Raw genomic sequence first — 13379 nt, forward strand, 5'->3', positions numbered from 1 at the left:
CTTCAGAACCACTCGCGACGCTCCTCGAACGCGGCCCGGATCATGGTCACCAGCACCTGCACCAACGCCGCCTGCGCCGCACGCTCATGCACCGCCAGCCACACCGTGCGGCGCATCGGCGCCTCCAGCAACCCCGGCAATGCCAGCAGGCCACGGTCCAGCTGCGCCGCATAATGCGGCAGCAAGCCGATGCACGCGCTGCACTTGATCAACTGGCTGAACAGGTCGTAGCCCGGCACCCGCGTCACCCCCGCCTCGCGCTCGCTCAACAGGCGGTTCCACGGCGCCAGCGCCGCCACCTGGGCCTCGCCCTGCCACTGCACCAGCATGTAGTCGCGCAGGTCGTCCCGGCACACCGGCCGGTTGCTCTCGCGCGAATAGCGCTTGGCAATGTGCGGGTGATACTCCAGCTGCGCCAGGCGCGTCGGCGCCTCGCCGGCAAACCCCGGCAGCGGCACGCTGCCCGCCTCGTCATCGAGCCACAGCACCACATCGGCCTGCGCCAATCCCTGTGCATCCAGGCCGCTGACATCCAGGCGGATCCCGGCGTTCTGGCGCACGAAGGCCACCAGGTTGCGCGCCAGAATGTCCTGCATGATCGGCTCGGCCACCGCCAGGCGCACCAGCACCGGCGCATCCAGCGCGGTCATGGCCTGTGGCTTGCTGCTCAGGCTCGACTGCAGCAACGCCTGCAACTGGCGCCCCTCGCGGCTGAGCACCAGGGCATGGCCGCGGTTGACGAACAATGGATACCCCACCCGCGCTTCCAGCTGCGCCAGCTTCTTGCGCAACAGGGTGGACTTGAGGTTGAGGCTGCGCGCAGCCTGCATGAAGCAGCCGCACCGCGCACTGGCCAGAAAACAGCTGAGCATCTGCTCGTCCTGCACCCAGCCTAGCCCGGCCCGCACCTTGGCCAGCGGCTCGGCCGGCGGATAATCGGGCACGTAGTGCGGCATATCGAACATCGGCATCCTCGCCTCCTGCCGGGCCCCGGCCAGGGCCCGCTCTTCCTTGATCGACGCCGCCTAGCGGCTGGCGTCCATGACCTGATTGAGCGCAGCGCCATCGATACTCAGCGTCGCGCTGTTGAACATGCCGTCCACGTAGGCCCGGGCCACCTGTTCCTGGCGCTGGGCGCGCAACAGGTCGCGCAGGCTGTCGCGCACCTCGTCCAGGCTGGCCACACGCGGCGGCTGCACCTCGATGAGCTTGACGATGTGAAAGCCCGCCGCACTCTGCAACGGCTCGCTCACCGCCCCTTCCTTGAGCTGCGGCACCGCATCGCGCACCTGCGGCAGCAACTGGCTCAGCGGCTGCAGACCACTGTCGCCGCCACGCTGCGCACTCTCGCGGTCCTGCGAGTTGGCCCTGGCCAGCGCGGCAAAGTCGGCATTGGCAGCCTGGGCCTGCTTGCTCAGGGCCAGCGCCTGCTTGCGCACGCGTGCCACCGACTGCTCGTCCGGCACCGCCAGGAAGATCTGGCTCAGGTGATAGCGCGTGGGCAGTTGCAGGCTGGCCTTGCCGTTCTCGTAGGCCGCCTGCAGTTCAGCCTCGCTGGGGTAGTCGGCCGGTACCTGGCTAACCGAGTTCAGGTAGTCGCGCAGCACGATCTGCTCCACCACCGCATGGGTCTGCGCCTGCACATCGGGACGCTCCGACCAGCCCTGGGCCTGGGCCTGCTGGTACAGCGCCTTTTCCGCCAGGCGCGAGCGAATCCAGCCCTCCAGGGCCTGGCGATTGCCGCTCAGTTCCTCGCGCGCCGGCGCCGGCAGCTTGGCGAACAGCGCCTTGAGCTCCTCCACGCTGACCTGCTGGTCGCCCAGGCGCGCCAGCGCCGGCCCCGCATCGCTCGCCACAGCGGCAACCGCCGGCGCTTTCGCGCTGGCTGCCACCGGGTCATCCCCCGTGCGCAGTGCCAACACCACTGCCACGCCCAGAACGGTCAGCGCGCCCGCGCCGGCCCACAGCGTACGTCGAGTCACGAAGCGCTCACCGCTTCAGCCCCGGCCACCGCCTCGTCCTGCACCTGGGCCACGTTGCGGCTGTAGTCGCGCAGGTACACGATGAACTCCTGCAGCAGGCGGTCCCACAGCACCAGGCTGCCCAGCAGGTGCTTGTGGCTGACGCCGTCGGCCACCATCACGTCCATCTCCATCACCAGGAACTCGCCCTGCACCGACAGCCGCGCGAAGCGGCGCGACACGTTCCAGCGTTCGGCCAGCCCGGCCGGCAGCTCGCCCTGGATGCGCAGGGCGCAGCTGTAGGTGAAGTCGAGGAACTCGCCCTCGCGCTCGGCACGGTTGCCAAAGCGCACCGCATAGCCCACGCCCTGGCTGGCACTGAGCAGTTGCACCACGGCATTCTGCTCGCTGCGATTGACTCGGCAACCTGCATCCTGCAACAGGGTGGTCAGAGAGTCGGCGCTGACGGTTTCGATCAGTTGGTTGTCGCTCATGGCTTCGCTTCCTTGTGTCAATTGACTTGCGGTTTGCTGCCGCCCTGCGCGGCATCGAACTGGGTCTGGTACAGCTGATCGCCGTAGGCCTGGGCAAGTTCCTCGAACTTTACCCGGGCGCCCCCGGCAAAGGGTTGGCGCATCTTCATCACATCCGCCACATCGATCTTTTCGTAGGCCGCAAGAATCCCCTTGGCGACCCCGTACATCTGCTGATTCTTTGCCGAACACGCCAACACCTGCTGCTCGCGCTCGGCCAGGCTGGCGGCCAGGCGCGCACGCTCGGCTTCCTTGGCCTTGGCCATGCCCAGCAGCTCGTCGTAGGCCTGCTTGTACTTGCCCAGTTGCGCGTTGCTGCTGGCCACCAGCGCCTGCGCCTGGCCGTGCAGGGCCTGCTGCTGGCCCAGCAACTGCTCGGCCTGGCCACGGGCCTGGGCCAGTTGCGCGGTCAGTTGCTGCACCTGGGCCTGGGCCGCATCGCGTTGCTGCTCGGCGCTCTGGCGCGCCGCCGAAGCCTGCGCCTGTTCGCTCTGCAGCGCCTGCAACTGCTGGGTGGTACTGCGCAGCTGGGTGCGCAGGCGCTCTTCCATGCCTTCGGCCGCAGCCACCCCCGCCCAGCTCACGCCCAACGCCACCAGCAGGTACGAACAACAGGCCCGATAGGCTCGCTTGTTCATGCTCTTTCTCCCTGTGCGCGCCTGCTAGAAGCGCGTGTTGACTTCAAGTTGTAGCACATCGATATCGAACGGCGCGCCGTAGACCGCCTCGGTACTCATCCAGCGCGCCGTGGCGTACACGTTCTGGTCCAGGCCGTAGTTGGCACCGAGGATGTAGCCCTTGGCGTTGGTGCCGCCCAGGTGGAACGAGGAATCGTTGAAGCCGTCGGGCAAGGCATCGGGCTGGATGTGCTTGTAGCCGGCGAACAGGTTCCAGTCGCCCTGCTTTTTCAGCTCCAGCGCGTTGCCCAGGGTGAACTGCACCATCCACGCATTGGCACCGCTCTTGATGTTGCCGTCGCTGTCGAGGTTGTTGGCCAACTGGCCGGCCGAACGCTTGCGCATCTCGCCTTCGTCGTAGGCCAGGTTGTGGATGTAGTTGGCCTGGCTGCGCAGCTTGAAGTCGTGCGGCAGCTCGGTGTCCCATACCGCGTTCAGGTCCAGCAGGTTGAACTCCGACGCCAGCCCCACGAACTGCGGCTGCGGGGTGGCGGCCGGGTTGGCCGGGTTGGGCGTGATGTCGCGCAGCAGGAACAGCGTGTTGCCCTTCTGCATGAAGGTCGGGCGGCTGCCGTCACTGTCGCAGCCAGGGTCGCCGTTCCACGGCTCGCATGCCCCGGAGCGTTCGCCGGCAATGTCGTCGAAGCGGTAGTAGGCCAGCGCGCCCTTGAGCCGGTTGCTGTCGTTGATCTGCCAGTTGGCGCCCAGCTGCGCGCCGTACAGCCACTTGTTGTCGCTGCTTTCCTTGTCCAGCCCGTTGCTGCTGGCGGTGTCGGCGCTGTACTCCACCGGGAACGCGCCGAGGGTCCCGAACAGGCTCAGGCTGTCGCTCAGCGGCTGGTTGAACAGGGCCGCCACGCCGTCGAAGTTGAGGTCGTTGGAATACAGCATGTCGGTGGACATGAACGGGTTGGCGATACGCCCGCCGGTCAGGGTCACGCGCTCGCTGGCCACCCAGCTCAGGTAACCCTGGTCGAGCCACAGGTCCTTCTTGCCGAAGCCGCCGCCCAGGGTCTGGGTGGTGGACACCGGGCCGTTGTCGCTGCCGGTGCCGATGCGGATACCCGCCGTCCAGCTCGGCGACAGCACCGCCTTCAGGCCCAGGCGCGCGCGCAGGCGCAGCAGGTTCTCGCGGTCTTCGCGGGTATTGAGCAGCGGCGGCAGGTTGCGCCCGTTGTTGGGGTTGACGTCGTAGGGCCCGTCGGCGTTGAGCTTGGCGAAATCGATGATCTGGTTGCTGTTGTTGCCCGAGAAGTAGCGCGACTCGTCGCGCAGGCGCACGTCGCCATCGAAGCTGATGCGCGAGGCCCAGTCGGGGAAGGTGTTGGGCGCGGCCCAGTTCTCCTGCCTGGCCTGGGCCATCACCTCGGCCTTGACCTCGTCGCGGATCTGGTCGCGCACGATGGCCGGCACATACTGCACGCGCACCTCGCCATTGGCCGCCGGCACCGCCGCCACGCTGGCGCGGGCCTGCACCGCCTCGCTTTCGGCCTGGTCGATCAGGGCCTGGGCCTGGTCCTGCTTGAGCACACCCTGCTGCACCAGCAGGCGGATCAGGTTGATCGTCGCGTTCTGCGACGGCGCCGGGGTCTGCGCCACGGCCGGACCGACCGCCGCGGCGACCACCAGGCCGACTGCCAGGGTCAATCGGTTCACTGAGCACATCATGGATTTACCGCTCCTGTTGGTAAGTCGTGCGTCGTAGGGATCGGGCGCCGGGTTCATCCGCGGCGCCCCTGCAAGGCGATGCGCACCGGCAGGGTCAGGCTCGCCGGCGGGCGCTGGGTCATGGCCGGGGCGGCGCGCAATGCGGCCAGCACCTGGGCGTCCACCGCGGCATCGCCGCTGGAGCGCACCAGCTCGACGCGGGTCACCTCGCCGGTTTCGCTGAGCCAAACATCGCCCTGCAGGTTGAAGGTCAGGTTGCGCAGCTCGGGGTTGTCGCGCAGCAGGCGCTGGAAGGCATACGCCAGGAACTGGCCGTAGCTGCCGCTGCCCAGCCCGCCACCGCCGCCGGCCATGCCGCCGCCCTTGCCGGCACCGATGTTGAAAGCGTCCCCGCCCGCCTGTGCATCGCCGTCGATCTGCATCGGGTTGGCCATGTCATCGGCCGGGCTCGGCGGCGCCTCCTCGGCCGGCTTGACCTCCTCGGCCTCGGGCACCGGCTGCGGCTCGACAATCTTCTCTTCCACGGGCGGCTCCGGTTCCTTGGGGGGCTCGGGGGGCGGCGGCGGTGGGGGGGGCGGCAGCGGAATGATCGCGGGGATCTTCGGTGCCTCGCGGCGCACCCCGCTCATGTCGTTGGCCCACTGCCACAGCAACCAGGCCAGGCCCGCGCCCACCAGTGCCACGACGCCCCACTTGAGCAGGCGCCGGCTATCGAACTTCTGGTTCATGGGCATCCTCAACCCTGGTTCGGCTTGCCGGTCACCAGCCCGACCTGGGCCAGCTCCAGCCGACGCAACAGGTCGAGCACCTCGACCACCTTCTGGTACTGCACCGCCGCGTCGCCGCGCACGATGATCGGGAAGTCCGGGCTGCGCGCCTTCTCGCTGCGCAGGCGCTCTTCCAGTTCGGCCAGGGTCACCGGGTAGGCGTCGAGAAACACCTGCCCGGCATCGTTGACCGAGATCGCCTTGGTCTTGGGCTGGGACAGCGACACCGAGGCACTGGCCTTGGGCAGCTGGATCTGGATGCCCGACACCTGCGCGGTGGCGGTGAGGATGAACATCACCAGCACCACCATCAGCACATCCACCAGCGGGGTGACGTTGATGCTGTCGACGGCCGCGTCGTCGTCATCGTCGTGGGAAGCATTCATGGCTGCCATGGCGCTCTCCTCAGGCCGGTACGGACGGGTGGGCAGCGTGGGCAGCACGCCGGTGGCTGGCCTCGCCGGCCTGGCCTTCGCCATGCAGCTCGGCCAGGCGCGTGATGAACTCGTCGACGAACACGCGCATGTCGGCGCTGACCTCCTTGTTGCGGGTGATCAGGCGGTTGTAGCCAAACAGCGCGGGGATCGCGACGAACAGGCCCATGGCGGTGGCCAGCAGCGCCGCGGCCATGCCGGGGGCGATGGCGTTGATGTTCACGTCACCGGCCATCGCGGTGCCCAGGAACACCACCATGATCCCCAGCACGGTGCCCAGCAGGCCGATGTAAGGGCCGCCGGCAATCGCGTTGGACAGGCTCGACAGCTTCGAGCCCAGCGCCTGGTTCTCGCGGGTGCGCACTCCGTCCATCGAACAGCGAATGGCCTCGATGGTGGCCGCCGACACCGCCGAGGTGTCGAAGCCCTGGGCGCGGCGGGTACGGATCTCCTTGACCGCCACCAGGTACAGGCGCCACAGCGACGAATGCGTCAGGCGCTCGCCCAGGGTGGTGTCGTCGGCGAACATCTCCAGGCGCGTGCCGATGTTGGCGAACTGCTCGCGAAACAGCCGGTTGGCCTGGCTGACGTGGTTGAGGGTGCGGTTCTTGCGCAGCATGATCACCCACGACTGCACCATCATCAGCACCAGCACCGCGATGATGATCCAGGCGTCCAGCGGCACCGCCTTGAGCAGAAAGCCCAGGCTGCCGAAACCGAAACCGGACTGCTCTTCATCCACCCCGTACACCACCAGGCGCGACTCGGCGCCCTGGGCCAGCGCGTCGGCCTGCAGCACCGGCACGGCGCGGGCGATGCGCGACAGGCGCAGCTCGTCCATCGCCCCCACGAACGGCACATAGGCGCCGGCTGGCTGACCCTCGGCCGGCGGCAGGTCGGCGCCGATGGCCAGGGTCGAATTGAACGCCGGCACCGCCGCGGTCAGGCTGGCGACCTGGCGCCCGTCCACCAGCAGGCTGAGCGTACCGCCCTCGCCCACCAGCGCCAGGTGTTGCCACTGGCCGGCATCGAGCACCCGGCCGGCAGCGCTGCGCAGGCCGTTGACCTCGACGAACGGCAGGCCCTGGCTCACACCCAGCAGCAGGCGGTTTTCACCTTCATGGCGGGCCAGCAGCAACTGATCGCCCAGCAACTGGTCCTGGCGTACCCAGGCGCTGAAGGTGAAGGCGGCGCCAGCCGGCAGTTGCAGCGACGGGCTGGGTGCCAGCAGCAGCGGCTGGCCGTTGAACTGGATGGCGCGACCGATGATGCCCTCGATGCTCGCCGCACTGCCCTGGGCCTGGTTGCCGTAGGGGCTGGCGTCACGCGGTGCGGCGCCGTCGAAGTGCATCAGCAGGGTGTAGTCGGCATCGAAGGCCGGTTGCGCATTGGCCGGCTGCGCCTTGGGGTTGCCGTAGTACATCCACAGGTCCTGGCGCTGGCCGCCCTGCACGTCCGGCACGTCGACCCAGATCAGCGCCATGCCCATCAGCGGGTCGAAGCTTTCGATCTGGTGGTTGAGCACGGTCTTGTCGTCGCTGGCCACGAAGCGGATGTCCGCGCCGTTTTCATTGACCCCGTCAAAGCTGAAATTGCCGGTGTGCAGGCGTACCAGCAGTGCCGTGCGGCCCAGCGACTGGGTCAGCGCCGCGCCCTGGGGCGTGGTGTCGACGGAAATATGCTTGCGGAACTGCCAGTCGTCCTGCCACCAGGCACTGGCGCTGCCCGGCAGGGCAAAGCCCAGGCAAATGAGCAGGGTCAAGATGAGGCGTTGCATGGAATGTCTCCAGGGTCGATGCCGATGGGGTCAGAAGGTTGCCTGTACGCTGAAGTGCAGACGCGAGTGGTTTTTCTCGGTGTTCGCGCCGTCCTTGAGCGGCAGGCCCCAGTCCAGGCTGCCGGACAGCCAGTCGTTGAGGGTGGCGCGGGTGCCCAGGCCGACGCTGGCCAGGCTGAAGTGGTCGTCCTGCTCGGGCAGCGGGTCCTGCAGCGACAGCTGCGCGCCTTCGGCGAACACATAGAAGCGCCAGTCGCTGATGTAGCTGCCCACGTAGCGGCCCAGCGAGGGCGTGCGCAGTTCCTGGGAGAACAGCAGGCCGTCGTCGCCGGTGCGTTCGGCGGCCAGGTAGCCGCGCACCGAGGTGGCGCCGCCGGCAGCGAACTGTTCGTTGGACACCAGGGCCCCGGAGGCCAGTTGAAAGCCCAGCTTGGTTGCGCTCTGCCAGTCGCCGGCAAACGTGAAGGTGTAGTTCGCATCGCCCTTGAGCGCGGCGAAACTGGAGTCGGCGCGGTAGCGCTTGTAGTCGAAGGCCTCGTCGTCGCTGCCGTAGCCGAACAGCCGGCGTGTGCCGGCCACCAGGCTCAGGCCCAGCCCCAGCTGCGAGGCTTCGGTGTAGCGAAAGCCGTTGTAGGCCAGGGTGATCGGTGCGTACTTGAGCGGCACGGTATCGCGCTCGCCGCCCAGTTCGACCTGCTCGTCGAAGTCCTTGAAGTCGATGCCCACGGAAAACGAGTTGGCCCAGTTGCCGTCCGGCGCCAGTGAGTAGATCGCCGACAGCCCGTAGGAATGGCCCTTGCCCAGCACGTTGCTGCCGCCCACGGTGGCCACGCTGCTGTCGGACTTGTAGCCGCTGGCCTGCAGGGTCCAGCGCGGGTTCAGGGGCGCGCTGTATGAACCGGACCACACCTGCGCGTTGTCGGTGTCCTGGGGGGCGGTGAACCAGGTCAGCGACACGCTGTGACCCAGTTGCCAGAGGTTGTTGTAGCCCACGGTGGCCACGCTGCGCAGCTTTCTGGTGTCGGCGCTGTAGTCGTTGTTCAGGCCGATGCTGGCGTGCCAGGGCTGCTTGTCTTCGACCTGCAGGTCGACGTCCAGGGTGCCGGGGCGCTGGCCTTCGCGCACCAGTGGCATCACCTGGCGCCCGGGGCCGCGGTTGAGTGCGGCCAGTTCGCCCTGGACCTTGGCAAAGTCCGGCACCTGGCCCTCGCTCAGGGCCGGCACCTGCTCGCGGATCTCCACGGGCGAGTAATGCCTGGCGCCGACCACTCGTACCCGGCCGACCCTGGTTTCGCTGACCTGCAGGTACACCACGCCGCCTTCGACCTGCTGCTCGGGCAGCTCGACGAACACCGACTGATAGCCCAGCGCCTGATAGCGTTTCTGCAGGGCCTCGCGGGCGCCTTCCAGATCCACCAGGGTCTTCTGCGGGCCGAGGTAGGGGTACACCGCCTCCTCGATGGCGCGGGCATCGAGCACCGTGTTGCCGCGCACCACGTACTCGTTGATATCGACGCGACGCTCGGCCTGTTCGGCGCTTGCGTGGTGGGTTCCCAGGACCAGCAGCATCACTGCGCCGGCTCGCCACCCGTTGAAAAACAAATGCTCCACACCGCCCCCTCGTTCAAGGAAATCCGTCTGGCCCAGGGCCGTGTCTTATAAATGGTTGTCTGCGCCGCCGTGACCGGCGTGGCGGGCCAGCCAGCTGTGCAGCTGGGCCAGGTTGAGGCTGAACTCGGGCATCTGCGCCAGGCCCGCGTTGCACACCTCGTTGACGATCGACTGCAGCAGGCGCGTGGCCTGCTGGCAGGCCAGCAGTGCGTTGAGGTCGTGGCTGAACAGGTTGAAGCTCCACACCCGCGACTTGAGTTCCAGGCCCACGAACCAGCGGAACAGCAGGTTGTAGTTGAGCTGTTCGTAGAGTTGTTTTTCGCTGGGGACCGAATACAGCAGCTGCAACAGCAGCAGGTGCATCAGGGTGTGCGGGGCGATGCTCATCGCGTTGCGCCGGGCCAGGTCGGCCAGCTCCTGCGCGTGGGCGGCCAGCAGTTCCTCGACCCTGGGCTTGAGCATCACCAGCGAATGGCCTGGCGGGATGCAGCTGGAGACTTCCTTGAGCGCGCTTTGCCAGTCGTCCTGGGACACGATCCACACCCAGGGTGCGCCGTAGCGGTACACCGACACCGGTTGCTTGCGCGCGGCTTCGACGATCTTCGCCAGGCGTTGATCGAGTTCCTGCATTCCGACTTTTGCGTAGCGTTCCATGGTTCCCATCGCTCCACTCCCTTCGTCCCTGTGCGGCTGCGCAGTGACTGCACATACCCATGACGGGGGTGGCGCTTTGCTACCGAACTTTTGTCACTAAAGCTTCATGAACAAAGCAGGAGAGATTAAGGAAGGCGATGGGGCCGCGCCTCGGCACATGCAGCCGAGCACCGGGTTCGCTGGTGAACCCGGTTGGCATCGAGCAACGGGCACGGTTGCCTCCAACGGCATATGCCGCGTTGAAACGGCCCCGCTCAATCGGCCCAGTTACCGCGCTTTGATATGGCTGGGCACACTCGGCAGCTCGGCAAGGTCGCACTCAAGCTCTACCCGCGCAGAGGGGATCCAGACCCCGACGGTGAAGGCACCCCATGCCTCAACTGACAAGGTGGCACGTTGGCCTGTGAAGCGAACATTGACTTGCGATGGCGAAAAGGTGGGGTGGAGAAAAAACACGGCAAGCGCCCCCACCTCCATCGGCACATCCGGTTGTGCAGTTACACAACATGTGATGATCACCCAGCCCCGGCGCTTGGCAGTTTTGAAGGAGGCATCAAAGCGCAACCCTGCATCCACTGCGGCGCCACCAAACCTGCCCTTGTTCGGATCATCCAGAGGGCCTTTTTCACGGCCCAGTGCCGGGCAACCCAGCAACCCCTTTTCGGCAATGGGGCTGCGCTGATCGAGGCCAACATCCTTGTCGGGTGATTTGTCTCCAGCCCGCCCCACCGTAATGCTGTCCGTTTTCAGCGTGCCGCGGAACACAACGGTTGTGCCACGGCTATGCAACACTCCCGTAGAGCGTCGGTTGGGCAAAAGCAAGCCAAAGTCCCGGAGCGCCTTCAGATCACGTCGCAGCCACGAAAACGCGACACCGGCCGTGCGCTGCAAAGGAGATTCCCTTTTACAACGCGCCGCCACCTGTTTTATCAACGCACTCGTGCGGGGCGCGAGGGGATGCTGGTTGGACATATCCAGTTCGCAAAGCCACCCGATCATCTCGGTGAACAGTTGATTGGTATAGGCAAAGTATGGTGAGCCACTGACCTGGGCTTTGAGCAGATAACCCACCGCGCACGCCGCAGCATTCACTTGCGCAGCGCTGTCGTCACCGGCAGACGCAACGACCTGATGCGCTCGAATGACATGCGTGTCGTATGCCCAGCCACAGTTGGTTGAAAGAACCTGCACCCAGGCATCTTCAAGTTCGGTAAAAACTTCCGGGAAGCGCAGGGTCAAGAGCCCGTAGATAATCATTTCCCAAGGGCTGACATCCACCGACGCGTGCTCATCAAGGGTCTGGGCAGGCATCTGCACACCGGCCTTCAGGGCAACCGCCTCTTCGATTGCACCTGCCCCCAGCGCCCGTACCATCGCGCGAAGTCTGGGGTCGTTGGGCAAGATCTGGATGGTCACATCGGCGGGAGTGATCGGCGAAGGTGAGATATAGATCCTGGCACCGCCAGCGTACATGGGTACAAGACAACGCTCGATCCGGCTGCCCTCGATCGAGACTGAAAGCCGAACACGTGTCGAGGCCTCCAGGCGCGCCGCCAGCGGTTGTTGCACCTCGATCGTCAGCCCTTCACGCCCCAGTTCCAGACCTGCCTTACCCATGAATGGGCCATACGAATCCGGGCGCTCTGCTCCTCCCTGCGACAGCGCCACCGAAATGCGTTTTGCCACTGCGGGAAAGACCTCTGGTCTGCGGGGTTGGGTCACAGGCAGATCGACTGTCGGCAACGCTGGCATCTCGAGCATGGCGCTAGCCGACATCGGAACCCGTGCAGAGGTGCGATGGGTGGCGGTGTCGTAAAAGTTCGTATTGCTGCCGGTGGATGACAAGGCTGAAATTTCTGGAAGGTGGACCTTGTTCGCTTCGCCTTCCTTGACTTCAAACACAACGGCCTGCGGTGTACCGCCAGAGGGGGTGATTTCGACAGAATAGGTACCTGGCCTGACGTCCTCGCGAACGAAACTTCGCTGGTCTGGCGTGGCAATCCATTCGACCACCGTTTCCTCGGGGTCATCAATACGCACGCGGCCGATGGAAAGGTCAGATGGGCCTTCAAACTCCAACGTGGTTTTCATACTAGACCCACCAGTTGTTCCGACAGGGGTTCGGGCGTGAAGAACAGTGAGTACTTTCTATGTTCGAACTGGACGATCGCATAAAACGGACGCCTGGCAGCCGGCACCGATGTCAGCCATGCACCGGCATCGCCCGCAGCCCGGTGCTTGAGCCAGGGCTGGTCCAGGTCATCATGTTCACTGACGTACAGATCGCAGACCGCCATGCGCTCCATGGGGTCAATGATGACAAGTATGGGGACCTGATGCCCATCACACAGCACGATGGGGTAGAAGTCGTTCGGCGTCAGGTAGGCAATGGGCTCGAAGACGCGTTCTTTCCATCGACTGAAAAAGTGCCGACGAATTTTTCGCAGGTCGAGGATCAGTGCGGACGGTTCAACAAGCCATTGATTTCTATTCCAGCGGGCCGAAGCGCCGTCCAGCGCTTTTACCAGGACTTGAGTGAAACGCCCAAGACGTACACCGGGTTCGTCGAGCATCTGCTCATCAAAACTGGACTCGCCCTCCTCCTCATTGTGTCTTTCGCCATCGTAGGCCAGGTGGGCTTCGGATGCCGCGCAAATCAGCGAGACATTGTTACGTGTGTTGCGATTTGAAAGGGGCGCCGGAAAAAAGCGGCACTCCATCGCCATCCCGAGTTCGAACTTGGTAACAAACTCTGCACAGGCATCGGAGAACATGAACGCGTTGCCTATTCTGGTGTTGCGGCGCAGTGACTGAGCCAGTGTCCACATATTCAGGTGGACCCACGGGTTACTCTCGTCGCGGTTCAGATCCTCCAGAAAAAGCACTGGATGACCCGCGTTGATTGCCCCGTGACCACAACAATAAAAAAGTGCGATATCGCCAACCCGCTCATTCAGACGTGTCAGCCAGGCCGCCCCAGCCCTGGCAACATTGGCCGCCGTCGCGCCCTCAATCGGTACTGCCGGGTCCCACGCGTAGCGGCCGAGCGCGGTATCGGGGTCCGAGATAACCACTTCCACTGTCGCCAGCCTGGCGGTAAAGCGTTCGCGGTTGGCCACGATCCAGTCGCACATGAACTTTGCGCTGTCGGCAGCACTGGGAACATCAGCAACCGCTCGCAGCTCAGGCAGCACGCCGCGGCCCCTCTTGGCGTCGGGATAAGCGCCCACTCCCATCACAAAGGCATGAATTCGCGGTCCGTCAATCTGGGTCTCTTCGTATATAAGTGTCATGGTC

At 65.5% G+C, this 13379-nt stretch carries 11 protein-coding genes and 1 pseudogene; all 12 read right to left on the minus strand.

The annotated features are described in order from the left end of the window. Positions 1-2: 2 nt before the first annotated feature. The 12 genes and pseudogenes from NP552_RS24730 to NP552_RS24785 all read right to left on the minus strand — a co-directional run bounded on the left by NP552_RS24730 (position 3) and on the right by NP552_RS24785 (position 13375). A complete protein-coding gene (locus tag NP552_RS24730) occupies positions 3-971 on the minus strand; it encodes a LysR family transcriptional regulator (protein ID WP_078480219.1) in 969 nt (322 codons plus the stop codon). A 54-nt stretch (positions 972-1025) separates the two neighbouring features. Beyond that, the gene (locus NP552_RS24735) at positions 1026-1982 is read right to left on the minus strand and encodes a peptidylprolyl isomerase (protein ID WP_274097249.1); all 957 of its coding nucleotides are present in this window, start codon (positions 1980-1982) and stop codon (positions 1026-1028) included. Then, on the minus strand, positions 1979-2455 hold the full coding sequence (locus tag NP552_RS24740; RefSeq protein ID WP_043860180.1) for a YbjN domain-containing protein: 477 nt from the start codon (positions 2453-2455) through the stop codon (positions 1979-1981). The genes NP552_RS24735 and NP552_RS24740 overlap by 4 nt, the downstream gene beginning before the upstream one ends. Before the next feature lie 17 nt (positions 2456-2472). After that, positions 2473-3132: a hypothetical protein gene (locus tag NP552_RS24745; RefSeq protein WP_043860179.1), complete on the minus strand. Its 660-nt coding sequence runs from the start codon at positions 3130-3132 to the stop codon at positions 2473-2475. A gap of 24 nt (positions 3133-3156) precedes the next feature. Then, on the minus strand, positions 3157-4839 hold the full coding sequence (locus NP552_RS24750) for a putative porin (RefSeq protein ID WP_054916077.1): 1683 nt from the start codon (positions 4837-4839) through the stop codon (positions 3157-3159). Between the two features lie 53 nt (positions 4840-4892). After that, complete coding sequence (locus NP552_RS24755) at positions 4893-5567, minus strand: energy transducer TonB family protein (RefSeq protein ID WP_240619904.1); 675 nt, start codon at positions 5565-5567, stop codon at positions 4893-4895. Positions 5568-5575: 8 nt separating this feature from the next. Beyond that, on the minus strand, positions 5576-6001 hold the full coding sequence (locus tag NP552_RS24760) for an ExbD/TolR family protein (RefSeq protein ID WP_043860333.1): 426 nt from the start codon (positions 5999-6001) through the stop codon (positions 5576-5578). 10 nt (positions 6002-6011) lie between these two features. Beyond that, complete coding sequence (locus tag NP552_RS24765) at positions 6012-7817, minus strand: DUF2341 domain-containing protein (protein ID WP_274097250.1); 1806 nt, start codon at positions 7815-7817, stop codon at positions 6012-6014. A 30-nt stretch (positions 7818-7847) separates the two neighbouring features. Next, positions 7848-9386, minus strand: coding sequence for a ShlB/FhaC/HecB family hemolysin secretion/activation protein (locus NP552_RS24770; protein WP_274097287.1), 1539 nt, complete (start codon positions 9384-9386; stop codon positions 7848-7850). An 87-nt stretch (positions 9387-9473) separates the two neighbouring features. Then, positions 9474-9788, minus strand: a pseudogene (locus NP552_RS26200) (transposase); the annotation flags it as partial. A 561-nt stretch (positions 9789-10349) separates the two neighbouring features. After that, the gene (locus NP552_RS24780; protein WP_274097252.1) at positions 10350-12173 is read right to left on the minus strand and encodes a pYEATS domain-containing protein; all 1824 of its coding nucleotides are present in this window, start codon (positions 12171-12173) and stop codon (positions 10350-10352) included. Beyond that, the gene (locus NP552_RS24785; protein ID WP_274097253.1) at positions 12170-13375 is read right to left on the minus strand and encodes a hypothetical protein; all 1206 of its coding nucleotides are present in this window, start codon (positions 13373-13375) and stop codon (positions 12170-12172) included. The genes NP552_RS24780 and NP552_RS24785 overlap by 4 nt, the downstream gene beginning before the upstream one ends. Positions 13376-13379: the final 4 nt, after the last annotated feature.

This window comes from Pseudomonas sp. 8209 (assembly GCF_028682105.1).
Lineage (GTDB): Bacteria > Pseudomonadota > Gammaproteobacteria > Pseudomonadales > Pseudomonadaceae > Aquipseudomonas > Aquipseudomonas palmensis.

Excerpts from the sequence above, each read along its gene's own strand:
- NP552_RS24785 (WP_274097253.1), bottom strand. The coding sequence starts at position 13,375 with ATGACACTTATATACGAAGAGACCCAGATTGACGGACCGCGAATTCAT.
- NP552_RS24765 (WP_274097250.1), bottom strand. The coding sequence starts at position 7,817 with ATGCAACGCCTCATCTTGACCCTGCTCATTTGCCTGGGCTTTGCCCTG.
- NP552_RS24770 (WP_274097287.1), bottom strand. The coding sequence starts at position 9,386 with ATGCTGCTGGTCCTGGGAACCCACCACGCAAGCGCCGAACAGGCCGAG.
- NP552_RS24745 (WP_043860179.1), bottom strand. The coding sequence starts at position 3,132 with ATGAACAAGCGAGCCTATCGGGCCTGTTGTTCGTACCTGCTGGTGGCG.
- NP552_RS24750 (WP_054916077.1), bottom strand. The coding sequence starts at position 4,839 with ATGATGTGCTCAGTGAACCGATTGACCCTGGCAGTCGGCCTGGTGGTC.
- NP552_RS24780 (WP_274097252.1), bottom strand. The coding sequence starts at position 12,173 with ATGAAAACCACGTTGGAGTTTGAAGGCCCATCTGACCTTTCCATCGGC.
- NP552_RS24755 (WP_240619904.1), bottom strand. The coding sequence starts at position 5,567 with ATGAACCAGAAGTTCGATAGCCGGCGCCTGCTCAAGTGGGGCGTCGTG.
- NP552_RS24760 (WP_043860333.1), bottom strand. The coding sequence starts at position 6,001 with ATGGCAGCCATGAATGCTTCCCACGACGATGACGACGACGCGGCCGTC.
- NP552_RS24730 (WP_078480219.1), bottom strand. The coding sequence starts at position 971 with ATGCCGATGTTCGATATGCCGCACTACGTGCCCGATTATCCGCCGGCC.
- NP552_RS24740 (WP_043860180.1), bottom strand. The coding sequence starts at position 2,455 with ATGAGCGACAACCAACTGATCGAAACCGTCAGCGCCGACTCTCTGACC.